General features: G+C 73.1%; 28 protein-coding genes. 9 read left to right on the forward strand and 19 right to left on the reverse strand.

Annotated elements, in window-relative coordinates:
- Window positions 1-29 precede the first annotated feature (29 nt).
- Together hemQ and QRX60_RS27025 are read left to right on the forward strand one after the other, a co-directional pair.
- Window positions 30-722, forward strand: coding sequence for a hydrogen peroxide-dependent heme synthase (gene hemQ, locus QRX60_RS27020; protein WP_285994237.1), 693 nt, complete (start codon window positions 30-32; stop codon window positions 720-722).
- Window positions 722-2,074, forward strand: coding sequence for a CoA transferase (locus QRX60_RS27025; RefSeq protein ID WP_285994238.1), 1,353 nt, complete (start codon window positions 722-724; stop codon window positions 2,072-2,074). Before hemQ ends, QRX60_RS27025 begins: the two co-directional genes overlap by 1 nt.
- Window positions 2,075-2,585: 511 nt before the next feature.
- On the opposite strand, the gene QRX60_RS27030 is transcribed toward QRX60_RS27025, so the two are convergent.
- The 8 genes from QRX60_RS27030 to QRX60_RS27065 all read right to left on the reverse strand — a co-directional run bounded on the left by QRX60_RS27030 (window position 2,586) and on the right by QRX60_RS27065 (window position 8,929).
- Window positions 2,586-2,924 carry a hypothetical protein gene (locus QRX60_RS27030; RefSeq protein WP_285994239.1) on the reverse strand — a complete coding sequence of 113 codons (339 nt, stop codon included), beginning with the start codon at window positions 2,922-2,924 and terminating at the stop codon, window positions 2,586-2,588.
- Window positions 2,921-3,721: a DUF692 domain-containing protein gene (locus QRX60_RS27035; RefSeq protein ID WP_285994240.1), complete on the reverse strand. Its 801-nt coding sequence runs from the start codon at window positions 3,719-3,721 to the stop codon at window positions 2,921-2,923. The genes QRX60_RS27030 and QRX60_RS27035 overlap by 4 nt, the downstream gene beginning before the upstream one ends.
- Window positions 3,714-4,634: a TIGR04222 domain-containing membrane protein gene (locus tag QRX60_RS27040; protein WP_285994241.1), complete on the reverse strand. Its 921-nt coding sequence runs from the start codon at window positions 4,632-4,634 to the stop codon at window positions 3,714-3,716. The genes QRX60_RS27035 and QRX60_RS27040 overlap by 8 nt, the downstream gene beginning before the upstream one ends.
- 66 nt (window positions 4,635-4,700) lie before the next feature.
- Window positions 4,701-5,606 carry a TIGR04222 domain-containing membrane protein gene (locus QRX60_RS27045; RefSeq protein ID WP_285994242.1) on the reverse strand — a complete coding sequence of 302 codons (906 nt, stop codon included), beginning with the start codon at window positions 5,604-5,606 and terminating at the stop codon, window positions 4,701-4,703.
- Between the two features lie 74 nt (window positions 5,607-5,680).
- A complete protein-coding gene (msrB, locus tag QRX60_RS27050) occupies window positions 5,681-6,103 on the reverse strand; it encodes a peptide-methionine (R)-S-oxide reductase MsrB (RefSeq protein WP_285994243.1) in 423 nt (140 codons plus the stop codon).
- Window positions 6,104-6,122: 19 nt separating this feature from the next.
- A complete protein-coding gene (locus QRX60_RS27055) occupies window positions 6,123-6,428 on the reverse strand; it encodes an aminotransferase class IV (protein ID WP_285994244.1) in 306 nt (101 codons plus the stop codon).
- A 53-nt stretch (window positions 6,429-6,481) separates the two neighbouring features.
- The gene (locus tag QRX60_RS27060; RefSeq protein WP_286003705.1) at window positions 6,482-8,137 is read right to left on the reverse strand and encodes a serine/threonine-protein kinase; all 1,656 of its coding nucleotides are present in this window, start codon (window positions 8,135-8,137) and stop codon (window positions 6,482-6,484) included.
- Between the two features lie 117 nt (window positions 8,138-8,254).
- Entirely contained in the window at window positions 8,255-8,929 is a 675-nt protein-coding gene (locus QRX60_RS27065; RefSeq protein WP_285994245.1) for a TVP38/TMEM64 family protein, read from the reverse strand.
- 122 nt (window positions 8,930-9,051) lie between these two features.
- On the opposite strand from QRX60_RS27065, the gene QRX60_RS27070 reads away from it, so the two are divergent.
- The 4 genes from QRX60_RS27070 to QRX60_RS27085 all read left to right on the forward strand — a co-directional run bounded on the left by QRX60_RS27070 (window position 9,052) and on the right by QRX60_RS27085 (window position 12,215).
- Window positions 9,052-10,071, forward strand: a complete 1,020-nt coding sequence (locus QRX60_RS27070; protein WP_285994246.1) for a DNA polymerase domain-containing protein — start codon at window positions 9,052-9,054, stop codon at window positions 10,069-10,071.
- 299 nt (window positions 10,072-10,370) lie between these two features.
- Entirely contained in the window at window positions 10,371-10,763 is a 393-nt protein-coding gene (locus QRX60_RS27075) for a DUF6221 family protein (RefSeq protein ID WP_285994247.1), read from the forward strand.
- 36 nt (window positions 10,764-10,799) lie between these two features.
- Window positions 10,800-11,795: an LLM class flavin-dependent oxidoreductase gene (locus QRX60_RS27080; protein ID WP_285994248.1), complete on the forward strand. Its 996-nt coding sequence runs from the start codon at window positions 10,800-10,802 to the stop codon at window positions 11,793-11,795.
- A gap of 201 nt (window positions 11,796-11,996) precedes the next feature.
- Window positions 11,997-12,215, forward strand: coding sequence for a hypothetical protein (locus tag QRX60_RS27085; RefSeq protein WP_285994249.1), 219 nt, complete (start codon window positions 11,997-11,999; stop codon window positions 12,213-12,215).
- A gap of 39 nt (window positions 12,216-12,254) precedes the next feature.
- Here the strand turns inward: QRX60_RS27085 and QRX60_RS27090 are convergent, their stop codons facing one another.
- Together QRX60_RS27090 and QRX60_RS27095 are read right to left on the reverse strand one after the other, a co-directional pair.
- A complete protein-coding gene (locus QRX60_RS27090; protein WP_285994250.1) occupies window positions 12,255-12,911 on the reverse strand; it encodes a maleylpyruvate isomerase N-terminal domain-containing protein in 657 nt (218 codons plus the stop codon).
- A 20-nt stretch (window positions 12,912-12,931) separates the two neighbouring features.
- Entirely contained in the window at window positions 12,932-14,485 is a 1,554-nt protein-coding gene (locus QRX60_RS27095) for a PucR family transcriptional regulator (protein ID WP_285994251.1), read from the reverse strand.
- A 123-nt stretch (window positions 14,486-14,608) separates the two neighbouring features.
- On the opposite strand from QRX60_RS27095, the gene pruA reads away from it, so the two are divergent.
- Together pruA and QRX60_RS27105 are read left to right on the forward strand one after the other, a co-directional pair.
- Window positions 14,609-16,237 carry an L-glutamate gamma-semialdehyde dehydrogenase gene (pruA, locus tag QRX60_RS27100; RefSeq protein ID WP_285994252.1) on the forward strand — a complete coding sequence of 543 codons (1,629 nt, stop codon included), beginning with the start codon at window positions 14,609-14,611 and terminating at the stop codon, window positions 16,235-16,237.
- Between the two features lie 12 nt (window positions 16,238-16,249).
- Window positions 16,250-17,179 carry a proline dehydrogenase family protein gene (locus QRX60_RS27105; RefSeq protein ID WP_285994253.1) on the forward strand — a complete coding sequence of 310 codons (930 nt, stop codon included), beginning with the start codon at window positions 16,250-16,252 and terminating at the stop codon, window positions 17,177-17,179.
- 66 nt (window positions 17,180-17,245) lie between these two features.
- Here QRX60_RS27105 and trxA read toward each other — a convergent pair whose 3' ends face one another.
- A complete protein-coding gene (gene trxA, locus QRX60_RS27110) occupies window positions 17,246-17,617 on the reverse strand; it encodes a thioredoxin (protein WP_086865313.1) in 372 nt (123 codons plus the stop codon).
- 86 nt (window positions 17,618-17,703) lie between these two features.
- On the opposite strand from trxA, the gene QRX60_RS27115 reads away from it, so the two are divergent.
- Entirely contained in the window at window positions 17,704-17,946 is a 243-nt protein-coding gene (locus tag QRX60_RS27115) for a DUF2630 family protein (RefSeq protein WP_285994254.1), read from the forward strand.
- 143 nt (window positions 17,947-18,089) lie between these two features.
- Here the strand turns inward: QRX60_RS27115 and QRX60_RS27120 are convergent, their stop codons facing one another.
- From QRX60_RS27120 to QRX60_RS27155, 8 genes are all read right to left on the reverse strand, one after another.
- Window positions 18,090-19,634, reverse strand: a complete 1,545-nt coding sequence (locus QRX60_RS27120; RefSeq protein ID WP_408630143.1) for an alpha/beta hydrolase — start codon at window positions 19,632-19,634, stop codon at window positions 18,090-18,092.
- Window positions 19,635-19,713: 79 nt separating this feature from the next.
- Entirely contained in the window at window positions 19,714-20,793 is a 1,080-nt protein-coding gene (locus tag QRX60_RS27125) for an ATP-dependent DNA ligase (protein WP_285994256.1), read from the reverse strand.
- A gap of 26 nt (window positions 20,794-20,819) precedes the next feature.
- On the reverse strand, window positions 20,820-21,419 hold the full coding sequence (locus QRX60_RS27130; protein WP_285994257.1) for an Asp23/Gls24 family envelope stress response protein: 600 nt from the start codon (window positions 21,417-21,419) through the stop codon (window positions 20,820-20,822).
- 73 nt (window positions 21,420-21,492) lie between these two features.
- Window positions 21,493-22,029 (reverse strand): DUF6286 domain-containing protein, encoded by a 537-nt coding sequence (locus QRX60_RS27135; protein ID WP_285994258.1) that lies wholly within the window; start codon window positions 22,027-22,029, stop codon window positions 21,493-21,495.
- A gap of 2 nt (window positions 22,030-22,031) precedes the next feature.
- On the reverse strand, window positions 22,032-22,382 hold the full coding sequence (locus QRX60_RS27140; RefSeq protein ID WP_285994259.1) for an Asp23/Gls24 family envelope stress response protein: 351 nt from the start codon (window positions 22,380-22,382) through the stop codon (window positions 22,032-22,034).
- The gene (locus QRX60_RS27145; RefSeq protein ID WP_086674141.1) at window positions 22,379-22,555 is read right to left on the reverse strand and encodes a hypothetical protein; all 177 of its coding nucleotides are present in this window, start codon (window positions 22,553-22,555) and stop codon (window positions 22,379-22,381) included. The genes QRX60_RS27140 and QRX60_RS27145 overlap by 4 nt, the downstream gene beginning before the upstream one ends.
- Window positions 22,556-22,593: 38 nt before the next feature.
- Complete coding sequence (locus QRX60_RS27150) at window positions 22,594-22,848, reverse strand: hypothetical protein (protein ID WP_285994260.1); 255 nt, start codon at window positions 22,846-22,848, stop codon at window positions 22,594-22,596.
- On the reverse strand, window positions 22,845-23,282 hold the full coding sequence (locus tag QRX60_RS27155; RefSeq protein ID WP_285994261.1) for an Asp23/Gls24 family envelope stress response protein: 438 nt from the start codon (window positions 23,280-23,282) through the stop codon (window positions 22,845-22,847). The genes QRX60_RS27150 and QRX60_RS27155 overlap by 4 nt, the downstream gene beginning before the upstream one ends.
- Between the last annotated feature and the right edge of the window lie 41 nt (window positions 23,283-23,323).

The raw sequence follows: 23,323 nt of genomic DNA on the forward strand, positions 1-23,323 counted from the left end.
CCGGGGCGCCGCGGTGACAGGATGGAACCATGGCGCGGGTCAACTACAGCGAGCTCAACGACACCATCCGCTACACCACCTGGTCGGTCTTCCGGATCGAGCCCGGCAGGCTGGGCGAGGACCGCGGGGCCGCCGGCCGGGAGACGACCGAGTACCTCGACGGCCTGGAGGCCAAGGGCGTCGTCGTCCGGGGTGTCTACGACCTCTCGGCCCTGCGTGCCGACGCCGACTACATGATCTGGTGGCACGCCGAGGAGATCGAGCAGGTCCAGGCGGCCTACTCCGGCTTCCGCCGGACCCCGCTCGGCCGCGCGTCGACCCCGGTCTGGAGCCAGACCGCGCTGCACCGGCCCGCCGAGTTCAACAAGAGCCACATCCCGGCCTTCCTCGCCGGCGAAGAGGCCCGCAAGTTCATCTGCGTCTACCCGTTCGTCCGCTCCTACGAGTGGTACCTGCTGCCTGACGCCGACCGCCGCAAGATGCTCGCCGACCACGGCAAGGAAGCCCGCGACTACCCGGACGTGCGCGCCAACACCGTCGCTTCGTTCGCGCTGGGCGACTACGAGTGGATCCTCGCCTTCGAGGCCGACGAGCTGCACCGGATCGTCGACCTGATGCGCCACCTGCGCGGCACCGAGGCGCGGCTGCACGTACGCGAAGAGATCCCGTTCTACACCGGCACGCGCGTGCCGCCCGCCGAGCTCGTCGCGACTCTGCCCTGATGCCCGCTGTCGCTGCGCCCGAAATCCTGGACGGCGTCTGGCGCACCCTCACCGGGGAAGCGCCGGGACCGGTCGAGCTGACCGGCGCCGAAGACGTGCTGCCCGGCCCGTACCGGGTGGCGGCCGCTGCGCGCGCGACGATCGCCGCCGCGACCCTGGCCGCCGGGGAAATGCTGAAGCTGCGCGGGATCGAGCCCGGCGTCGTCACGGCGGACACGCGGCACGCGGCGGCGGCGTTCCACAGTGAGCAGCTGCTGCGGGTCGACGGCGCCGGCGCCGAGTCGGTCTGGGCGCCGCTGTCGGGCAACTACCGCACGACGGACGGCTGGGTCCGCCTGCACTGCAACTACCCGCGCCACGAAGCCGCGGTGTGCTGGGGACTCGGCGTCCCCGGCAGCCGGGACGCGGTGACCAAAGCCGTCGCCGGGCGCGGTGCGCGCGAAGTGGAGCACGCCGTCGTTTCCGCCGGGGGAGCGGCGGCCCAGCTGCGTTCACCCGAGGAGTGGGCCGCGCACCTGCAGGGCGAAGCGGTGGCTTCGCTGCCGCTCGTGGACCTGGCGCCGATCGGCGAAGCGCCGAAACGGACGTTGTTCTACTCGGACCGTCCGCTGGGCGGCATCCGGATCCTGGAGCTGACGCACGTGCTCGCCGGCCCGGTGGCCGGGCGGGTGCTGGCCGCGCACGGCGCCGACGTCCTGCACGTCGGCGCGGCGCACCTGCCGCGCGTCGAGGCTCTGGTGCGGGACACCGGTCAGGGCAAGCGGTCGGCGTTCGTCGCACTGGACACCGAGGGCGGCCGCGCGCGGCTCAAGAAGCTGATCAGCCGGGCGGACGTGCTGGTGCAGTCGTTCCGCCCGGGAGCGCTGGCCCGCATCGGCTTCGGGCCGGAGGAGCTGGCCGAGCTGCGGCCGGGCCTGGTGATCGCGGACCTGAGCGCGTACGGCTGGGCAGGCCCGTGGGCGCGGCGGCGCGGGTTCGACAGCCTGGTGCAGATGTCGAACGGCATGGCCTGGGGTGACCCGCCTTCGCCGCTGCCGCTGCAGGCCCTGGACCACGGAACGGGCTGGCTCGCCGCGGCGGCGGTGATGACGGCGTTGCGCCGCCAGGTCACCGACGGCGGCACCTGGCGGGCCCGGCTTTCCCTGGCGGGAACCGGCCGGTGGCTGGATTCCTTGGGACGCAAGGATCCTGCTGCGGCTCCTGGTGATTTCAGCGACCTGCTGGAGGAGACGGACAGCGGCTACGGCCGCCTGACTCGGGTCCGGATGGCGGGCGGGTTGCCGGGAGCGCAGCCACACTGGGACTTCGGCACCCGGCTCCCGGGAGTCGACAAACCGACCTGGACCCCCTGACTGGGCTCGCTCGGTCCCTGGCCGGCTCCGCCTCGGCTGGTTTTGCCGTGGCCGGTGCAGGCACGACCGGTCTTGCTGGGGCCAGCGCAGGCGCAACCGGTGTGCCGTGGCCGATGCAGGCGCGGCCGACTCTGCCATGGCGACCCCTGGCGGATCGGCGCCGTGACCGGTTGCCGCGGCCCGTCCTGGCGCGGCCGGTCTTGGCGCAGCCGGTTTTGTCGTGGCCGCTCCCGCCTCAGCAGCCCTGACGCAGCCCGCCCTTCCCCGGGGGATGCCCCCGCACCCAGTTTACCGGCGGTGGCCGACAGAAAGCCCGGTCCGGACTTGGCTGTCCACAACACAGCCAGCCTGTGCACCAGTGGCGCAGGCGGCCTGAGGATCAGCGCCGGAGGCAGGAAGCGGGCGGCAAGCGACGTCCTGAATGACTCATTCACCTCGTCCCACGCCATGAATGAGTCATTCAAGACATCCGAGGCCCCGCCGCAGCGAAAGCCACCGGGGCCGCGCAACCTCAGCGGCGCCGGAGCCGGGCCCGCAACCCCCGCCTCGGCTTCGGCAGGTGCCCACCCGCGATCAGCCACTCCACGAAAGCGTCGGCGTACGCCCCCGACCGTTCGGTGTCCCGCTTCGGCCGCGAAGCGGTGAACTCCGCGAACAGCGGCCCGTAGCGGTCCCCGAGTGCCTCCGCCAGCTCGGGCCGCTGGTAGGCCAGCACCCGCCCGTGCTTGCGGCGCAACACGTTCGCCTCCACGCGAAGCCGCGCAGCGTCGAAGCCCGCCGGTGCCGGGCCGTCCGCCAGCAGCGCGTGCAGCAGCTCCGCCTGTCGTGCCGCCAGCTGTTCCCGGCTCACACCGTCACCGCCGCCCGCAGCGCCGCCAGCTCCGCGGCGAGTTCGTCGTCGGTCGGGTAGTCGTCGTCGCGTTCGAGGAGCACACCCGGCGGGTCCGTCCGGCGGCGGAGCTCGGCGAGCAGCGAAAGGACCTCCGGCAGCACCGGGTGGGCGTGGGTGTCGTGGTAGACGCCGTCGCGCTCGACGCCGCCCGCCATGTGCACGTACGCCAGCCGCTCCCACGGGATGCCGTCGAGGAACGCCACCGGGTCGGTGCCGATGTTGCGGGCGTTGGCGTAGAGGTTCGCGACGTCGATGATCAGCCGGCAGTCCGTCCGCTCGGTCAGCTCGGTGAGGAACTGCTCCTCGGTGAGCTCGGCGTCCGGCCAGTCCAGCACCGCGGCGATGTTCTCCAGCGCGAACGGGACGTCCACGATGGACTGCGCGAGCCGGACGTTGGCCACCAGCACGTCCAGGGCCTCGCGGGTGCGGGGGAGCGGCATCAGGTGGCCCGAGTCCAGCCCGCCCGCGCGCACGAAGCAGACGTGGTCGCTGACCAGGGGCGCGTCCAGGGCCCGCGCGATCTCCGCGAGGTGCTGGACGCGCCCGGTGTCCAGCGGCTCCGCCCCGCCGAGCGACAGCGAGACGGCGTGGGGCAGCACCGGCATGCCCCGCTGGCGCAGCGCGTCCAGGGTTTCCGGGAGGTGGTCGGCGTGCAGGTTCTCGGCGACCACCTCCACCCAGTCGACGCCGGGCAGGCGCGCGATGGACAGGTCCAGCTCGTGCCGCCAGCCGATCCCGATGCCGAGCTCACCCACCGCACCCACCTCCGCCGCACGACGAGCCGCCACCGCAGGAAGAGCCGCTGCTGCAGGACGACGAGCTGGAGCACGAGGACCCGCTGCTGCACGAGGATCCGCCCGACGAAGCACCGCCGCCGCCGTAGAACGGTGGCATCAGCGCCGCGCTCAGTTCTTCGTCCGGGTACATCGCCCAGCCGCCGAGGGCGACCGCGGCCGCGGCGCCGCCGAGCAGCACGCCGCCCGCCAGCATCCCGGCCGGCACCGGCCCGCTCGTCGCGGCGCGGGCCTGGCCGAGCAGGCGGTGTCCCGCGGCCGACGGCTGCCGGGCGCCGGTCTTCGACCGCCGGACCGCGGCCACGATCGTCAGCACCGCCGCGATCAGCACCAGGAACACCAGGACCCCGACCGGACGGCCGAGCGAGATGCCGTTGACCAGCCGCACCACGCCGAGCACCAGCACCGCCAGCTGCAGGACGAGCCCGATCGTCCGGGCCTGCCGCTTCGCGGCCGCCGACGCCAGCAGGCCCCGCTGCTCGAGGCCTTCTTCCAGGGCGCGCATCGCCGCGGAGCCGCGGACGCGCGCCCGGATCGTCGCGGTCGTCTTGAGCTGCGCGACGTCGGCGACCGCCCGCTCCAGCGGTTCGGCCGGCCTCGTCCCGGCCTGGCTGATCTGCTTGTAGCTGTTGACGCGCAGCTGGCCGCGCTCCACCAGGGCCGCGATCGCCGCGTCGACGGCCCGGTCGGGGCCGCCCGCGAGGAACGCGAGCTGGTAGACGGTCGGCGGCGGGCCGGGCTGCACGGTGTCCGCCCGCAGCGCGCGGCTCGCGAAGACCCCGGACACGATGACCCGGATCAGCAGCACCGCGCCGAGCAGTGCGATGTAGAGGACCACGAAATCCGGTCCGGAGATGCCCCACGGGTCGTTCATCGCCCGTCTCCCCTCAGTGAAGTGCGGTTACCGTAGCTGTGAGACGCAGGTGCTCGCGTCGGCGTTTCAACCGCCGCAGCCCCCGCCGCCACCTCCACAGCCGCCGCCCCCGCCGCCGCAGGAGCTGCCGCCGCCACCGCCGCAGGAGCTGCCACCGTAGTAGCCGACGGCGGCGGCGCCGCCCGCCCCCGCCCACCGGCTGCGGCGGATGGAGGCGCGGGTGTCCGCCACCACGGTCGAGCGGCTGATGGCCAGCCGGACGTCCTTGTCGGGGTGGCTGCCGAACCCGCCGGCCGCGACCGCGCCCGCCGGGCCCGAGGTCAGCGAGCCGGCGCGCTCGGCTTCGCGGGCCGCGGCCCGCCCGGCGGCGGTGGCCTTCACCTCGGGCGTGTTCGCGGCGCGGGTCGTGACGAAGACGGCCGCGACCGTGCCCAGCACCAGCAGGCCCAGCAGGAAGCCGACCGGGTGCCCGGTGGAACTGCCGGCGATCAGCCGGACCACCCCGAGCACGACCACCGCCCAGTACGCCACGGCGGTGGACACCCAGGTGAGACGCACTTTCCGGACGTCGACGAGCAGGCCGCGCGCGATCAGCCCGTGCTCCAGGTCGACCAGCGCCGGGTGCTGCCGCACCTCGCGGCGCACCGAGTCGACGGCGGTGCCGGTCTTGCCGATCCGCGCCAGCGCGGCCCGGCCCAGGTCGTCCGGCGCGCTGCCCCGGACGCGGTGCACGCGGCCGGTGCCGTCCATCCGGATGGTCTGACGCTCCAGCAGGCGCGCGACGACGAATTCGCCGGCCCGCGTGCGGCCGCCGGTCAGCAGTGCGAGCTCTTCGCCCTTTTCCGGCACGCCCGCCGCGCGGCCGCGCAGCAGCTGCCGGGTGCGCACCGCGGCGTACGCCGCGGGCAGGAGCAGCAGGCCCAGGTAGAGGCCCGTGAACAGCGGTCCGGGAATGCCCCAGGTGTCGGTCATGACGCCGCCCTCCCTCGTCCGTGTGCGGAGACTACGTTCGAGGAAGGGCGGTGGGTTGCTCGCTTAAGGAGGATTTAGGACTCGGGTACCAGTTTCAGCGAAATCGAGTTGATGCAGTAGCGCTGGTCGGTCGGGGTCGGGTAGCCCTCACCCTCGAAGACGTGCCCGAGGTGGCTGTGGCAGGAGCCGCAGAGCACCTCGATGCGCTTCATGCCCATGGTCCGGTCCTCGCGCAGCAGCACGGCGTCGGAGTCGGCGGGGTCGTAGAACGACGGCCAGCCGCAGTGGCTCTCGAACTTCGTGTCGCTGCGGAACAGCTCGGCACCGCACGCGCGGCACTCGTAGACGCCGGTGGTCTTGGTGTCGGTGTACTCACCGGTGAACGGCCGTTCGGTGCCGGCCTGGCGGAGTACCGCGTACTCCTCCGGGCCCAGCTCCGCCCGCCATTCCTGCTCGGACTTCACGACGCGCGGGGTGGCGCCGACAACGGGTTTCATACCTTTCACCCGGTCCACGTTACGCCGCGAGCCACGCCAGGGCGTGCACGACGATGTCCCATGCGGCGACTATCACGCCGAGCACGATGAGGACCACGATCAGGGCCGACACCCAGTACCGCAGGCCACCGAGGCGGTTGCTGGAATCGGCGAAGTCGGACACGCCGTCGAGGGCGGCTTCGATGGTGTAGTTGGGACCGGAACGCTCGATCCGGTCGAGGTGCTCGGCGAACGCGCGCGCCTCCGGGTCGTACGGGTCCAGGCCGACCAGGTCCTCGTGGAAGCGAGGATTCTGGCCCGGCAGCGAAGCTCCGTCGTCGGCCATGCTTCCACGGTAGGCCATCCGCGCCCGTCAGCCCACCAGCGGCGCGTTAAGTCTCAGAGACCGGTGGCGGGGTTCGCGTCGAGCCTGGTGTTGCTGTCGATCAGCAGCTGACCGTTCATCAGGACGATGTGGTACGGGCGGCGAGTGCCGTTGAGCTCCATCGTCAGGTTCAGCGAGCCGTCGGCCCCGCTGCCCCCGTCCGCCTGGGCCTTGCGGTAGCCCTGGATGTTCTTCTTCTGCTCGTCCCAGTAGGCCTGGTACTCCGCCTGCGAGCCGTAGACCGCCTGCGCGGCAGGGGTCAGCAGGTTCCAGCCGGCGCCGGGATTGGGGTAATAGCTGTCCGTGAGCAGCCGGCCGGCCTGGCCGTAGTCGGTGATCTTGCCCTCGGACGGGGTCTTGCCCAGCACTGCGGACGCGGGTGCGTCGTCCGAGCTGCTGGTCTTCGGGCTCGACTGCCCGACGGTGGGCTGGTTCGGCGACTGGGCGTTCGTGGTGCCGCCGGTCCCGCCGCCACCGCCGGAGTTCAGCACCAGGAACACGATGACCGCGACCACGACGACCGCGGCGCCGCCGCCGGCGAGCAGCGCGTACTTGCGCTTGGTGTCCGGCTTCGAGGGGGTGGACGAATACTGCGGGGCCCTGGCCGTCGGCGCGGCCGCGGGCATCGGTCTGGGCGGGGTGTTCGGCGGCGCGGCCGGGGACCGCATCGGCATGAACGCCGCGGTCGGGCGCGGCGGGTTCGACGGCGACTTGCTCGCGGGCACCGGCGTGCCGACCGGTGGCGACGACGGCGCCGGCTGGTCGGTGCGCTGCCACGGCGGGCGGTCGCCGCTCTCGGCGGGCGCGGCGGGCTTGCGGCCCGAGGTGCCCGAGAGCAGTGGCGGCGACGCCGACATGCCGCCGGGCTCGGTGCGGGCCAGCGCGGCGAGCCGTTCGCGGGCCTCGGCCATGCTGGGCCGCTCGCCTGGCTCGCTGCGCAGCAGGCTCATCAGCAGCGCGGTGGCCGCGCCCGCCTGCACCGGCGGGTTGATCTGGCCGTTCGCCGCCGCGTAGAGCAGCGCCAGCTGGTTGGTGGTGTTGCCGTAGGGCGTCGTGCCCTCGATCGCCTGGTAGAGCGTCGCGCCCAGGGCGAAGACGTCGGAGCTGGGCACCGGGTCGGCGCCGCGCGCCAGCTCGGGCGCCAGGTAGGCGGGGGTGCCGCCGATCAGGCCGGTGGCCGTCAGCGTCATGTCGCCGGCCGCGCGCGAGATGCCGAAGTCGGTGATCTTCGCGGTGCCGGTCTCGTCGATGAGGATGTTGCCCGGCTTGACGTCGCGGTGCACGATCCCGGCGCGGTGCGCGGCCACCAGTGCGGAGGCCACCTGCTCGCCGATCCGGGCGACCCGGCCGAGCGGGAGCGTGCCCTCTTCGGCGAGGATCGTGGAGAGGCTGGGCCCGTTCAGGTACTCCATCACCAGGCACGGGTCGCCGTTGTGCTCGGCGATGTCGAACACGACGATCGCGTTCGGGTGCTGGAACCGGGCCGCGTTCTTCGCCTCGCGCATCGCGCGCTGGCGCATGTTGTCGCGTTCGGTCTCGGAGACGCCCGGCTGGGGGAGGATCTGCTTGATCGCGACGTCGCGCTCGAGGCGCACGTCGGTCGCGCGCCACACGACTCCCATGGCACCGCTACCAATGTGCTCGACGAGACGATAGTGCCCGGCGATCAGCTGACCGGTGTCGATGGCGACTGCTCCTGACGAAATCCCGGTGATGGTGTCCCTGCTCAGCGCGTTTCCGCTTCGCGCACCCGATCGAGTGTAGCGGTCGGCCTCGTGCAGTTCGCGTCAGCCAGCCGGTCCGGCGGGCTCCGGCTCGGGCACCGGTGCCGCCGGGACCCGTTTCCGGAAGACCCTGACCAGCCCGACCGCCCCGGCCAGCGCGAACACGCCGTAACAGGCGAGCAGCGCGGGCGGCGTGTCGCCGGTCAGGGCGTCGCCGAGGACGACCACGGCGACGGTGCCGGGCACGCTTCCGAGCAGCGTACCGGCCAGGTACGGGGCCAGCCGCACGGACGACACGCCGCAGAGGTAGCTGAACGGCGCGAACGGCACCACCGGGATCAGCCGCAGCGAGGTGATCGCGAGGACGCCGCCGTCGGAGAGCCGGTCGTTGACCGTCCGGACGGCGGACCGGTGCAGGTGCCGGGTGACGAGGTCGCGACCGAGCAGCCGGGCCAGGCCGAAGGACAGGCCGGCCGCGATCGTGGTGGCGACCAGGCCGATGGTGATCCCGGCCGCGGTGCCGACCAGCAGGCCGGCGGCCAGGTTGAAGACGGTGCGCGGGATCGGCGCGACGGTGAGCAGCGAGTACGCGACGAGCAGCACGACCGGGGTGGCGGGCCCGGTGGCGGCGGCCCAGGCCCGGAGATCGGCGGGCCCGGGGATCGGCAGCAGGACCGCGGCCGCCGCGAAGAGGGCGACGACGGCGAGCGCGACGATCAGCTTGGTGCGGCCGGACACCCGGTCCAGGCTACCGGCCACGGGGTGGCGGGCCGGCTCCGCGTCCGGTGCCGGTCGCCCGGTGTCCTGAACGACTCGTTCAGGACGTCCGCGTCGAGGCTGATCACCGCTAGCGTGGCCGCATGCCCAAGCACGGTGACCCGATCGAGTACGAGGTGGGCGGCCGCACGGTCCGCGTCTCGAGCCCGGACAAGGTGTACTTCCCCCAGCGCGGCATCACCAAGCGGCAGGTCGTCGAGCACTACATCACCGTCGGCGGGCCGCTGCTGCGCGCGATCGGCGAGCGGCCGACCACGCTGAAGCGCTACGTCGACGGCGTCGAGGGCGAGTGGTTCTACGCCAAGCGCGTGCCGAAGGGCGCACCCGACTGGGTCGAGACCGCCGAGATCACCTTCCCGTCGGGCCGCAAGGCCGCCGAGGTGTGCCCGACCGAGCCCGCCGTCTTCGCCTGGGCGGCCAACCTGGGCACGTTCGACTTCCACCCGTGGCCGGTCCGCCGCTCCGACGTGGACCACCCGGACGAACTGCGCATCGACGGCGACCCGCCGGACCGGGCCGGGTTCGCCGACGCCGTCGAGGTCGCGCAGGTGGTCCGCGAGGTGCTGGCGGACGCGGGGTTGACGGGCCACCCGAAGACCTCCGGCGGCCGCGGGGTGCACGTGCTGGTGCGGATCCGGCCGGAGTGGGACTTCGTCGAGGTCCGCCACGCGGTGATCGCGCTGGGCCGCGAGGTCGAGCGCCGGATCCCGGGCAAGGCGACGATCGCGTGGTGGAAGGAGGAGCGCGGCGGCCGGGTGTTCCTGGACTACAACCAGGCGGCGCGCGACCGGACGGTGGCGTCCAGCTGGTCGGTCCGCGGCACCCCGCGGGCGACGGTGTCGACGCCCCTGACGTGGGACCTGCTGCCCCAGGTCGACGCGGACGACTTCGACGTGCTGACGATCCCGGCGTTCCTGGCCGAGCACGGCGACCTGCACGCGGCGATGGACGCCGAGGCGTTCGGCCTGGAGAAGGCGCTGGAGTGGTACGAGCGGGACCTGCGCGACCACGGGCTGGGGGACATGCCGTACCCGCCGGACTACCCGAAGATGCCGGGGGAGCCCAAGCGGGTCCAGCCCAGCAAGGCGCGGCCGGAGGCGTGACCCGCCGGACCGGTGTCACTCAGTGGCACCGGAATCCTCTCGATCGATACCGGATGTAATCGAACCCACAACCGTGCCGTGGGCCACTTCCGGGTCCGAAACCCGTCAAAGGCTTAATCGAAACCTCACGGCGGAAAACGCGGAGTGATCGCGCCACTGCCCGCTGTCGCCTTTCGGGTCACAAATGTCGCACGGCCGCGCTGGTGGTCTCGACCACCGGCTCCGACGGCGTAACGTGCGGTTCCGGATCGACGACTCTCCGGGGACATGTCCTGGGGCGAGTTCGAGGGAGGCCCTCAGTGGACGACCTGATCGCTTTCCTCGCCGCGCGCGTGGGCGCGCGGCAGGCGATGATCATGCAGGCCGTCAGCAAGGCCAAGGCCGGTGACGCGATGAACCGCGGCGAGACGAAGGTCGCCGTGGAGCAGAAGATCCGCGGGCTGACCGACCTCGACCTGGACGCGGTCAACCAGATGATCAACGAGATCGAGGCGACCCGGCGGATCCTGCTCGCGCACCGCACCACGGTGTCGGAGAAGGTGCCCGGCTTTCCGCTCTACGGCAGCGAATACTGGTGTGAGACCTGCCACGTGCCCGCCGACGAGGCCGGCTCCAACTGGTGTCTCACGCTGCGCCTGCTGGCCCTGCCCTACGCCGACCACCCGGACTACAGCGAGCGCTGGCGCCCCTGACGGGAATCCCGTCCGGCGCCGGGCGTTGCACCCGGGGTGAGGATCTCCGTTCTCGACCGCTCGCCGGTGCGGCGTGACGGCGGGACCGCGCGGGCGCTGAGGGACACCGTCGCGTTCGCCGCCGACGTCGAACGCCTGGGCTACCACCGGTTCTGGGTGTCCGAGCACCACGGCGTGCCCGGGGTCGCCGGGTCCGCGCCGACCGTGCTGGCCGCCGCCGTCGCGGCCGCGACGAGCCGGATCCGCGTCGGCACCGGCGGCGTCATGCTGCCGAACCACCGGCCGCTGGTCGTCGCGGAGCAGTTCGGCGTCCTCGAAGCGCTGTACCCCGGCCGGATCGACATGGGGCTGGGCCGGTCGGTCGGCTTCACCGCCGGCGTCCGCGAGGCGCTGGGCCACGGCAAGGAAGCCGCCGACGACTTCGGTGCGCAGGTCCGGGAGCTGCTCGGGTTCTTCACCGGCGCACACGGGCACCCCGGTGTCCACGCCTATCCCGCCGAGGGCCTGCGCGTGCCGCCGTTCCTGCTGGCCACCGGGTCCGGGGCCGACCTCGCCGCGGAGCTCGGGCTGCCGCTGGTCATCGCGCCCGTCCGCGGCGAACGGGCCCTGGCCGAAGCCGTGACGCGCTACCGCGACGGCTTCCGGCCGTCCGGGTGGGCGCCGGAGCCGTACGTCGTGGTGTCGTCGGCGATCGCCGTCGCGGACTCGGCCGCGGACGCGCGCCGCCTGCTCGTCTCGGAGGCGTGGGCGACGGTGTATTCGCGCTCCCACGGCGTCTTCCCGCCGCTGTCCCCGCCCGCGGAGGTCCTGGCCCTGCCGATGGCCGACCGCGAGCGCAGGCGGCTGGAGGAAACCCTGGCCGTCCAGATTTCGGGCACTCCCGCCGAAGTGGCGGACCGCCTGGGGGCCCTCGTCGCGGCCACGGGTGCCGACGAAGTCCTCGCCACGACGGCCGCCTACGACCAATCCGCGCGGCTCGATTCTTTCACCGCGCTGGCCGAACTCACGGAGCTTCACACGCCCATTTCGTGAGTGGATCTCGAATTGCACTGGTATCACGTCGAAACATTACCAATGGCTTTCCGCTATGGTTTTCCCGTGACTGCCGGGTCGGCCTCGAGCCGTGAGCAGACGGGGTACCCGGCTGCGCCGTGATCTCCGGGCGGGCCCGTGGCCCGCCGCCTCCCGCACGTCTTCCGTCATCGGAACGTGCGCGGGAAGGAGGTGAATCGCATGTCCCAGTGGCAAGCGTTCGTCGCGGCCCACGCCGAGGGCGGGGTGCTCGACGGTGTCGTGGCGCGGGTGCTGCCGTTCGGCGCGTTCGTCGAGGTCGCCCCCGGTGTCCAGGGCCTGCTCGTGACCGATCGTGCTCCCGGGCAGGGCAGCCGGGTGACGGTCCGCATCGACAGCATCGACGGGGAACGCCGGCGGTTCAGCCTGGTGCAGGCGTGAGGTGAGCCGGTCGAGGCAGGGCGCCCTGCCTCGACCGGCTCAGCCGAGCACGAAGGGCAGCCGCATGGCCAGGTCGCCCAGCTCCGCCGCCTCGGTCTCCGTCGGTGAGCGACGGCCCGTCGCCACCCGCAGCACGTCCTCGTCCGGGAACGACGCCGGGAACGCCGTCCCGGCGATCTCCTCCAGCATCTCCCGCGTCCGCGCCAGGCCCGCGGCAGGCGGTCCCGAAGCGGAAGGCACGTGCGCCACCAGGTCGAGGTGGTGCAGCGTCCACTCCAGCACGTACGCCGCCAGGTAGTCGCCCGCGGTGAGGACCATGTCCTGCGTCCGCACCCGCGTCCCGGGGTCCGCCAGGCCGGCCGCGCGGCCCGCCGCGGCGCCCACGTCGTCGAGGTGGAACTTCAGCAGCGCCGGGTCCTCGTACGCCGCCGCCAGGCGGACGATCAGCGCGTCCAGCGGGTCGTCGCCGGACGGCAGCGTGTCCGCCACCGCCCAGTACGTCACGGCGTCGTGCGTCGAAGCCGTGGAAGCCGGCGTCACCAGCGTGATCAGGACGTCCTGCGCGTCGATCACCAGGTGGCACACCAGGTCCCGGACCAGCCACCCCCGGCAGCCGGACGGCTTCGCGAAGTCTTCGTCGGGAAGGGCGGCGACCGCGGCGCGCAACTCCGCCCACGTGCGCGAGAAGAGATCCACGCCGGCGAAGCTAGCAGGGTCTACAGCCGCAGCTGCAGCTGAGTGAGGATCCGCTGCGCGGGGTCGGCGAAGTCCACTCCGGACACTTCGGCCGCGCGCCGGACGCGGTAGCGAACGGTGTTGGGGTGGATGTTCAGGACTCGGGCCGCCGCCCGGACGTCGCCGAAAGCGTCGAGCCAGGCCAGGACCGCCGGGACCAGGATCCCGCCGTGCTCGGTGTCGTGCTCCACCAGCGTCGTCAGCCGCGGGTCGCGGATGCGGGGCTGCCCGCCCAGGTAGGCCAGCACCTCCGACAGCAGCACTTCGGCGCGGACGTCGGCCAGCGACGCGACGTCGGCCGGCCAGTGCCCGCGCGCCATCGCCGCCAGGACGCGGTCGGCGTCGCCGCGGGACGCGGCCGCGTCCGACAGGCGAGGCACCACGCCGCCGAGCGCCGCCCGCACCGGGACGTCCAGGTGCCGCCGCGCGGTGCCGACGATCTCCCTGGCCAGCGCCAGCACCGCCGCGTCGGAGTGCTCGGGCAGGTCCGGCAGGAGCGCGTAGACGCGCCCGCCGACCACGCTCACCAGGGCACTGCGCCGGTAGGCCGCGGTGTGGACGGCGATCAGGTGCACCAGTTCGGCGCGGCGCAGCTGCCGGTTGTCCGAGCGCTCCAAGGAAAACGCCAGCACCTGCGCCGGCCGGGCCGGGTCCGCGCCGATGTCGTCGGCGACGGACTCCGCGTCCAGCCGCCCTTCCAGCAGGCTCGCGAGCAGGTCTTCGCGGAGCCGCAGCTCCGGGCTGGGCAGCGTCCGGGCGCGGATCAGCTGCGGTGCGAGAGCGCGGCTCGCGCCGAGCAGGGCCGTCTCGGCGCGTTCGGTGAGCGGCTGGGCGCCCTCCTGGACCCAGATCGTGCCGAGCGGCTGCTTGCCCGCGTGGATGCCCGCCGCGATCCGCCGCCGGATGCCCAGCTCGGGCCGCTCGTCGATCCGCACGATCCCCTCGCCGGCGCGAAGCCGCTGGTAGACGCCCCATTCGCGCAGCATCGCGAGGTAGCGTTCCGGGCCTTCGCGGCCGAGGATCGACAGCCGCCGCAGCTCGTCGACCTCGTCGCCCGCCCGCGAATACGCGAGCACGCGGTTCGCCGTGTCCTCGATGCTGACCAGGCCGCCGGTGAGCGTCGCGATCGTCTGGGCCAGGGCGAACAGGTCGCCGAGCACCTCGCCGCTGGCCGCCTCACCCCCCGCGCGGGCCGCCTCGACGACCCCGCGGGCCAGGGACTCCACCTGCTCCCAGCGCGCCTCGACGCCGACGGTGAGCAGCGCGACGCCCGCGTCGGCGGCGACCTCGGCGTCCGTCGCGCCCTTGACCGCCACCGCGGCCGCGCCCCCGCGCCCGGCCGCGCGGATGGCGGGCGCCGCCGCCCGGCCGCGCGCGCCGATCACCAGCACCAGGTCGCCCGGCCCGGCTTCCAGGGGGTCTTCGGGGTCGAGGATCACGACGTCGTCGACCGGGACGCCGAGGCCGTGCGGGGCCACGACGACCTCGACGAGCGGCTCGCCGAGCGTCGCCAGCACGTGCCGGAGGGAGGTCACGCCGGAGTTATTCGATCAGCCAAGATCATACGAGCGATTTTAGCCGGTTGGACAAGCCGCTGGCGGGTGTCCGGAGTTACCGTTCGGGGCATCTACCGAGCAAGAGCCAGCAGAGGAGCCGCCGTGGACGCCGTGACCCGGACCCCCGCCCCGAAGAACGAGCCGGTGCTGACGTATGCGCCGGGCAGCGCTGAGCGCGCGGAACTCGAGGGTGCGCTCAAGCGGCTGGGCCAGGCGGAACCCGTCGACCTCACGGTCACCGTCGGGGGCGAGCAGCGCCCCGGCGGCGGCGAGAAGATCGACGTCGTCCAGCCGCACAACCACCGCCACGTGCTGGGCACCATCCACAGCGCCACGCAGCAGGACGCGACCGACGCCATCGCCGCGGCGGCGAAGGCCGCGCCGGAGTGGCGCGCGCTGTCCTACGACGACCGCGCCGCCATCCTGCTGCGCGCTGCCGACCTGCTGACCGGCCCGTGGCGCGCGACCCTCAACGCCGCCACCATGCTCGGCCAGTCCAAGACCGCGACCCAGGCCGAGATCGACTCCGCCTGCGAGCTCGCCGACTTCTGGCGCTTCAACGTCGAGTTCGGCCGCCGCGTCCTCACCGAGCAGCCGATCAGCTCGCCCGGCGTGTGGAACCGGCTGGAGCACCGGCCGCTGGAAGGCTTCGTCTACGCGATCACGCCCTTCAACTTCACCGCGATCGCCGGCAACCTGCCGACCGCGCCCGCGCTGATGGGCAACACCGTGCTGTGGAAGCCGTCGCCGACGCAGTCGTTCGCCGCGCACCTCACCATGCGGCTGCTCGAAGAGGCGGGCCTGCCGCCGGGCGTCATCAACCTGCTGCCGGGCGACGGCAAGGCCGTCTCCGAGGTCGCCCTGACCCACCGCGACCTGGCCGGCATCCACTTCACCGGCTCGACCGCGACGTTCCAGCACCTCTGGGGCACGGTCGGCGCGAACATCGCCGGGTACCGCTCCTACCCGCGGCTGGTCGGCGAGACCGGCGGCAAGGACTTCGTGCTCGCGCACCCGTCCGCCGACGTCGACGTCCTGCGCACCGCGCTGGTCCGCGGCGCCTTCGAGTACCAGGGCCAGAAGTGCTCCGCCGCTTCGCGCGCGTACATCCCGCGCAGCGTCTGGAACCGGGTGAAGGACGGTCTCGTCGCGGAGACCGAGGCGCTGTCCTACGGCGACGTCACCGACCTGTCGCACTTCGGCGGCGCGGTGATCGACCGGCGCGCGTTCACCAAGCACACCGACCTGTTCGACCGCGTTCGCGGCGACGCGTCGGTCGAGGTCCTCACCGGCGGCACGGCCGACGACACCGACGGCTTCTTCGTCCAGCCGACGATCCTCGTCTCGGACAACCCGAAGCACGAGATCTTCTCGACCGAGTACTTCGGTCCGATCCTGTCGGTGCACGTCTACGAAGATGGCGACTTCGACGCCGTGCTCAAGCTGGTCGACGAGACCGCCGCGTACGCGCTGACCGGCGCGATCATCGCCAACGACCGCGCGGCCGTGGCGAAGGCGTCCGAGGCGCTGCGGTTCGCCGCGGGCAACTTCTACGTCAACGACAAGCCGACCGGCGCGGTCGTCGGCCAGCAGCCGTTCGGTGGCGCGCGGGCCTCGGGCACCAACGACAAGGCCGGCTCGATCTTCAACCTGCAGCGCTGGACGAGCCCGCGCTCCATCAAGGAGACCTTCGTCCCGCCGACCAGCGTCCGTTACCCGCACCAGGGCTGAGGAGGTTCCGTCATGTTGCGCGCTCCGTTGCTCGCCGCCGCCCGCTCGAAGGGCATCCGGCGGCTGGTCGAAGCGGTGCCCGCCACGCGCTCCGTGGTGCGCCGCTTCGTGGCCGGGTCCGAGACCGCCGACGCCGTCCGCGTCGCTCACGAACTGGCGGCGGACGGCCGGCGGATCACCCTCGACCACCTGGGGGAGGACACCACCGACGCCGCCCGGGCATCGGCGACGGTCGCGGCCTACGAAGCCGTGTTGTCGGCCCTGGCCGCGGAAGGGCTCGCTTCGGGGGCGGACGTCTCCGTGAAGCTGTCGGCGGTGGGCCAGTTCCTGCCGGCGAACGGCGAGGACGTCGCGCTGGAGAACGCGCGGAAGATCTGCGCGGCGGCGGACGCGGTCGGCGCGACCGTGACGCTCGACATGGAGGACCACACCACCACCGACTCGACGCTCGGCATCCTGCGTGAGCTGCGCGGCGAGTACCCGTGGGTGGGCGCGGTGCTGCAGGCCTACCTGCGGCGCACCGAGCAGGACTGCCGGGAGCTGTCCGGGCCGGGGTCGCGCGTGCGGCTGTGCAAGGGCGCGTACGCCGAGCCGGAGTCGGTCGCGTTCCAGGAGAAGTCCGAAGTGGACAAATCCTACGTCCGCTGCCTGCGCGTCCTGATGGCCGGGCAGGGCTACCCGATGGTGGCCTCGCACGACCCGCGGATGATCGAGATCGCCGCCGCGCTGGCGATCGAGAACGCCCGCCGGGACGACGACCACGAGTTCCAGATGCTCTACGGCATCCGGCCGGAGGAGCAGGCGCGGATCGCGGCTTCGGGCTCGCGGATGCGCGTCTACGTGCCCTACGGCGACGAGTGGTACGGCTACTTCATGCGCCGGCTGGCCGAGCGTCCGGCGAACCTGGCGTTCTTCCTGCGCGGGCTCGCCACCCGGTCCTGAAACCCGTGAAGGCCTCCTTACCGGCTCTTAGCGCCGGTAAGGAGGCCTTCACGGGTGTGGTGGTGGTCAGGCCTGTTCGGCCTCGGCTTCGGCGGCCTTGCGCTTGACCTCGTCCATGTCGACGTCGCGAGCCTGCTTGATGAGCTCTTCGAGCGCCGGCTCCGGCAGCGCGCCGGGCTGGGCGTAGATCAGCGTCTTGTCGCGGATGATGGCCAGCGTCGGGATGGAGCGGACGTCGAAGGCGGCGGCGAGCTGCTGCTGCGCTTCGGTGTCGACGCTCGCGAACACGATGTCGTCGTGCTTCTCGGAGGCCTTTTCGTAGACCGGCGCGAACTGGCGGCACGGTCCGCACCAGCTCGCCCAGAAGTCGATCAGGACGAACTCGTTGTCGTTTACCGTCTGGTCGAAGTTCTCGGCAGTCAGCTCAACGGTGCTCATGCCCTGGTCAACGAAGCGGGCGCGGCGGGAATTCCCGGGGCCGGGGTAGCGTCTGCAGCAGCGCAACCGGTAAGAGGAGGAACACGATGGCCGACGGCGAGATCCTGGGCCGGATCGACGAACTGATCGCGGAGGAGCACGAGCTCCGGACGCGGTCGGTCGGCGTGGGGCTGAGCGGCGGCGACAAGGATCGCCTCACCACGGTCGAGCAGCAGCTCGACCAGTGCTGGGACCTGCTCCGGCAGCGGCGCGCGAAAACGGAGTTCCACGAGAACCCGGACGACGCCGCGGCCCGCCCGGTGTCTGAGGTGGAGTCCTACCGCCAGTAACCCGTGTGATCGGAGCGCCGACAAGCGTGATTCAGGAGTCGACACGCGTGATTGGCGGGTCGACACGGCACTGACACCGTGTCGACCCGCCAATCACGAATGATGACTCCCCAATCACCCGTGCTGACCCTTTGATCACGGGGTCAGGCGGGGCAGAGGGTGCCGTCGGCCGGGACCTTGCCGTCCACCAGGAAGGCGCGGGCCGCGTCCGTGACGCACGGGGACGCGCCCACCGAGCCGTGGCCCGCGCCCTGCCACGTGATCGTCACCGCCGTCGGCATCTGGTCGGCCGCGCGGGTGCTGCCCACCTGGGGCGTCACCGGGTCGGCGGCGGTGGCCGTGACCAGGATCGGCGGCGCGCCGGTCGCGCCCGCCGGCGGGAGCGGCTCGGTCCGCACCGGCCACGGCCCGCACCAGGCCAGCTGCTCGGCGACGACCGCGCCGAACTGCGGGTACTTCGCCCGCATCCCGGTCACGACCTGGTCGAGCTGGTCGGCCGAGAGCCGGGTCTGGCTGTCGTTGCAGCGGGTCGCCACCGTGACGTCGAGTCGCGACGGCTGCGCGCGCGTGTCCTGCAGCACCGGCGTGACGAACGTCGTGAGCGGCCCGATGTCACCCGAGCGCGCCGCCGCGATCGCGTCGGCCAGCTCCGGCCACCGCGAGCGCTGCGCCAGTCCCGAGTAGACGGCGAACATGGCGACCCCCGGCCCGAACGCGACGCCGTCGCCGGTCGTCGGCGCCGTACCCCGCAGTTGGTCGGTCAGCGCGGAGAGGGCCGCCTTCGGGTCGCCGAGGGCGCACTTGCGCGAAGCGCAGTCCGCGGCGAAGGCGTCCAACGTGGACTGGGCGCCGGCGGCGACCGCGTCGAGCACCGCGGCGGTGTCCGGGCCCGGGTCGGGGACGCCGTCGAGCACCATCCGGCCGACCTGGCCGGGGAAGCGCACCGCGTACTGCGAAAGGACCTTCGAGCCGTCGCCGCGGCCGAGCGCGTTGAGCCGGTCCATGCCCAGCTGCTTGCGCAGCTCGTCGAGGTCACCGGCACTGCGCCAGCTGTCCAGCGCGGTCTGGGTGTCGTCCAGCTCGATCGCGCACTGCTGCCCGGCCTTGCGCGCGGCGTCCAGCACGTCCTGCAGGTCGCCCTGCGCCGGGTCCGCGTCGATCAGGTCGTGCCGGATGTCGGGAGGCACGCACTGGACGGGCCCCGAGAGCCCGGTGCCGCGCCGGTCGAGGCCGATCAGCGAGAACTTCTCTAGGAACGCCGGCGGCAGCGTCGCGGCCAGCCGTGCGGCGTACACCGTGCCCGGCTCGCCGCCGACGTCGTTGACCACGACCAGCGGCACCGGGCCGGAGCCGACCTTCAGCGCCAGCAGCCGCACCACCGAACGCCGGGCCTCGCCGGGCGCGTCGAGCGGCGCGGTGACCCGGGCGCAGGTGAAGTGCAGGCTGTCCGGGACGCCGGGGGTGCCGATCCGCTGCCGGGTGTCGTCGTCGCAGTCGGCCCACCGCAGCGACGGCGACCGGGGTTCGGTCAGCGGCGGCAGCGCCACCGGCGGGGTGGCGGCGGGCGTGCCTGCCGTCGTCTTCCCGTCGTTCTCGACCAGGGCCGGGCGGACCGACGGCCCGGCGGCGCAGCCCGCGGCGGAGGCCAGGGCGAGCAGCGCGACCAGGAGACGGGAACGGCGGCGCACGGGCGAGGTCCTCACGTCGATCAAGGGCGGTGTTCGGTCAAAGCATGCCGAGCTTCGCACGGCCGGTGTGGGAGGAGGGTTAGCGGGTCCGCACGACCTGGCCGCGGAACACGGCGTCGAGGTCGTAGCGGGCCGGCTCGTCCAGCTGGCCGTAGTCGCAGGACGCGGGTTCGCGGTCCGGCCGCCACCGCACGAACCGCGCGTTGTGGCGGAAGCGCGACGGCATGCCGCCTTCGGTGTTCTCGTAGGCGACTTCGACGACGCGCTCGGGCCGCAGCGGCACCCATTCGTGCTCGGTGGCGCGCCAGCGGGTGATCCCGCCGGGGATCCGCTGGGCCTCGCCGGTGGCCTTCCCGCCCCAGGGGTGGTCCTCGCCGTCGGTGACCAGCGGCGCGAGCTCTTCGGCGAGTTCGCGCCGGCGTTCCTTGGGGAACGACCCGACGGTGCCGACGTGGTGCAGCACTCCCTTCTCGTCGTGCAGGCCGAGCAGGAACGACCCGACGAGTTCGCCGGGGCCGCCGTCGACGTGCCAGCGCAGGCCGGCCAGGACGCAGTCCGCGGTGCGCAGGTGCTTGTACTTCTGGAGGACGCGCTTGCCCGGCGTGTACGGCTCGTCCAGGGGCTTGCCGATGACGCCGTCGAGGCCCGCGCCCTCGAACAGCTCGAACCAGTGCCGGGCGGTGGCGGGGTCGGAGGTGGCCGGGGTGAGCGCGAACCGGTCGCCGGCCAGCTCGACGAGCCGGTCGCGGCGGGCCGACGTCGGCTCGTCGAGCAGGGACTCGTCGTCCAGGGCGAGCAGGTCGAAGGCGACGAACTCGGCCGGCTGCTCGGCGGCCAGCAGCGTGATGCGGCTTTCGGCGGGGTGGATCCGCTCGGTGAGCGCGTCGAAGTCCAGCCGGCCACCGCGCGCGACGACGAGCTCGCCGTCCAGCACGACCCGCGGCGGCAGGGTTTCCCGCAGCCGGGCGACGGCTTCGGGGAAGTACCGGTTCAGCGGTTTTTCCGCGCGGGACTGCAGGTACAGCTCGTCGCCGTCCTTGAAGACGATGCAGCGGAAGCCGTCCCACTTCGGCTCGAACAGCAGGCCGCCGGAGTCCGGGATGGCCTTCGCGGGCTTGGCGAGCATCGGCTTCAGCGGCGGCTGCAGCGGTAGGGGCATGCCCGCATTCTGCGGAACGGCGCGGCTCAGCGCACGCGTTTCGCCGCGCTCGTGTCGAGTTCGAGGCGCACGGCCGTGGGCAGGACGTCGAGGCCGAGCGACTCCCGCGCCCTGGTCAGGACGCGCGCGTCGAGGTCTTCCCAGACGCCCTTGAGGTCGGTGCCCTCGTGCAGCCACAGCGTGATGCGCAACGCCGGAGACGTCCGCGACCCGACCGCGCGGACCCGGGCGCGGCTGACGCCGTCCAGCTGTTCCGCGTCGGCCTGGACCGCGCCGGAGATCGCGGCGGCCGTGACGACCAGCTCCGCGCCCTCGGTGCTGTCGAGGTCGAGGTCGGGCCGCGGCTCCGGGCGCAGCGACCGCAGCGTCCCCCGCAGGCCGAGCACGAACAGCAGGACGCCGAGCACGATCGCGACGATCCGGGCGGGCGTGGCGTGGCCGCCGAGCCAGTCGAGCGCGAGGGGGTCGAGCAGGGGCCGCCGGCCGCGGAACTCGCCGAGCACGCCGAAGCCGACCACCAGGGCGAGCACCCCGCCGGCCAGGGCCAGCAGCCCGACGAGGAACGTCAGCGTGCGTTCGCCCGCGTACGACCGGGAAAGGGCCTTCGTGGCGGCGGACTTGCTCATGCGCGCACCTCGCTGACGCTCGGTGCCTGCTGAGCACGAAGCGCTGTGCTGGATGATTCACTCGCGAGCTCGCTCATCGGCGGTCCTTGGGGGAGTCGACGACGACCGAGACCTTCGGCCGTCGCACGAGCGGGACGTCGTCGAGCAGCGCGGACACCGTCGCCAGCAGGCGCGGCCGCAGCTCGCCCTCGGTTTCGAGGGTGCTCTTCGCGCGGACGCGGATGCGGCGGGCGCTCGCGGTGACCGTCGCGCCCGCGACGTTGTCCTGCGCGCGCACGGTGAGCCCGACCAGCCGGGCCAGCGAGCGCGGAGACGTCGACACGCTCACGTCGTCGGCCGGGTCGGTGAGCCGGACCGCGCGGTTCCCGGCGGCCAGCGCGCAGAGCAGCAGGACCAGGCCGGCGGCGGCGAGCACGCCGGCGCCGACGCGCACCGCGTAGGCGTCCCAGCCCAGCGACGCGAGTTCGGCCTGCCAGCGCGGCCACGGCACCAAGAGCGGTCCCGAACCGGGACGCCACCAGTGCCAGCCGACTTCGAGCGCGAGCAAGGCCCCGGCGGCCGCGATCGCCAGGCCGAGCAGGGTGGACAGGAGGCGGACGAGCGGGCGCACGGCTACCGCACCCTCGGCGGCACGTCCGGCAGGAGTGCGGACACCGTCACGGCCAGGGTACGGACGTGGTAGCCGGTCAGCAGCTCGACCTCCTCGGTGACCTTCTCCCGCACGACGCCGACGACGGTCCGCACCGGCGCCGGGTACCCCACGGCGAGGTCGAGCGCGAGGTCGACGTCGTTGTCGAGGCCGCCGACCTTCGCCCTCGCGCCCTTCTTGCCGTCGCGCGTGGTGCCCGGGACCTGGTCGGCGGCGTGCTGGGCGACCTTGCGCACCACCGCGTGCGCGACGGTGAGGGTGCCGCGCTCGGCCGGTTCGGCGAGCTCCCGCGGCACGTCCAGGACGCGGCTCACTTGTCGCGGCCCTTGCCGAAGAGCTCGCCGAGGTCGAGCTCGCCGTCGAGGACCCGGCCGGCGACCAGGCCGATGATGCCGACGGCCAGGGTCACCAGGAACGCGGTGAACCCCTGGGACGCGGCCAGGCCGAGGATCAGCCCGGCCAGGAGCCCGGTCTGCGTTGCGTTCACATGTCCTCCTTGGACGGTTCGGACTGCGGAAGGCGGGGTCACCGCACCCGGGGCGGACGACGGTGGCGGCGCCACCGTGCCAGGACGGCCGCGATCCCGCGCCGGTTGACGACGAAGCTGACCGGGGCGTCGTAGCGGGAGTCCACTTCGGACTCGGCGGGCTCTCGCGCGCGAAACCGCGCCAGGCCCTCGGCGAACTCCGCCGGGTCACCACCCACGTCCGGGTGGTGGGCGCGCACGAACTCCCGGAAGGCCGCTTTGCCCTCCGGGTCGTCCGTGCCGCGCCCGGTCATTCCACCCGCGTCGATTCGGGTTCTTCGTCGCCGGGCAGGTGGATGTCGTTGACCGCGATGTTCACCTCGATCACCTCGAGGCCGGTGATCTGCTCGACCGCGGTGATCACGTTGCGCCGCACCGCGCGGGCGACGTCGGCGATGCGCGCGCCGTACTCCACGATGACGTCGAGGTCGATCGCCGTCTGCTTCTCGCCGACCTCCACCGCGACGCCGGCGGTCGTGACCGTGCCGGAGCCGGGGATCCGTTCGCGCAGGGCGCCGAGCGCGCGCGACACCCCGCCGCCGCCCAGGGTGTGCACCCCGGCGACCTCGCGGGCGGCCAGGCCGGCCACCTTCTGCACGACCAGTGACGAGATCGTGGTGCGGCCGGCGGCGCCCTCCTCGTTGAGCGGGGTCACCGTGCCGGGGCTTTCGGTCCGTTCCGGGTGCATGCGTGCGGGCTCCTCTCGCGGCGGTCTCTCGCCCGTACGAT

Origin of the sequence: Amycolatopsis mongoliensis (genome assembly GCF_030285665.1) — a bacterium.
Taxonomy (GTDB): Bacteria; Actinomycetota; Actinomycetes; order Mycobacteriales; family Pseudonocardiaceae; genus Amycolatopsis; species Amycolatopsis mongoliensis.

Excerpts from the sequence above, each read along its gene's own strand:
- hemQ (WP_285994237.1), top strand. The coding sequence starts at position 30 with ATGGCGCGGGTCAACTACAGCGAGCTCAACGACACCATCCGCTACACC.
- QRX60_RS27025 (WP_285994238.1), top strand. The coding sequence starts at position 722 with ATGCCCGCTGTCGCTGCGCCCGAAATCCTGGACGGCGTCTGGCGCACC.
- QRX60_RS27040 (WP_285994241.1), bottom strand. The coding sequence starts at position 4,634 with ATGAACGACCCGTGGGGCATCTCCGGACCGGATTTCGTGGTCCTCTAC.
- QRX60_RS27045 (WP_285994242.1), bottom strand. The coding sequence starts at position 5,606 with ATGACCGACACCTGGGGCATTCCCGGACCGCTGTTCACGGGCCTCTAC.
- msrB (WP_285994243.1), bottom strand. The coding sequence starts at position 6,103 with ATGAAACCCGTTGTCGGCGCCACCCCGCGCGTCGTGAAGTCCGAGCAG.
- QRX60_RS27055 (WP_285994244.1), bottom strand. The coding sequence starts at position 6,428 with ATGGCCGACGACGGAGCTTCGCTGCCGGGCCAGAATCCTCGCTTCCAC.
- QRX60_RS27070 (WP_285994246.1), top strand. The coding sequence starts at position 9,052 with ATGCCCAAGCACGGTGACCCGATCGAGTACGAGGTGGGCGGCCGCACG.
- QRX60_RS27085 (WP_285994249.1), top strand. The coding sequence starts at position 11,997 with ATGTCCCAGTGGCAAGCGTTCGTCGCGGCCCACGCCGAGGGCGGGGTG.
- QRX60_RS27105 (WP_285994253.1), top strand. The coding sequence starts at position 16,250 with ATGTTGCGCGCTCCGTTGCTCGCCGCCGCCCGCTCGAAGGGCATCCGG.
- trxA (WP_086865313.1), bottom strand. The coding sequence starts at position 17,617 with ATGAGCACCGTTGAGCTGACTGCCGAGAACTTCGACCAGACGGTAAAC.
- QRX60_RS27115 (WP_285994254.1), top strand. The coding sequence starts at position 17,704 with ATGGCCGACGGCGAGATCCTGGGCCGGATCGACGAACTGATCGCGGAG.
- QRX60_RS27125 (WP_285994256.1), bottom strand. The coding sequence starts at position 20,793 with ATGCCCCTACCGCTGCAGCCGCCGCTGAAGCCGATGCTCGCCAAGCCC.
- QRX60_RS27130 (WP_285994257.1), bottom strand. The coding sequence starts at position 21,419 with ATGAGCAAGTCCGCCGCCACGAAGGCCCTTTCCCGGTCGTACGCGGGC.
- QRX60_RS27150 (WP_285994260.1), bottom strand. The coding sequence starts at position 22,848 with ATGACCGGGCGCGGCACGGACGACCCGGAGGGCAAAGCGGCCTTCCGG.
- QRX60_RS27155 (WP_285994261.1), bottom strand. The coding sequence starts at position 23,282 with ATGCACCCGGAACGGACCGAAAGCCCCGGCACGGTGACCCCGCTCAAC.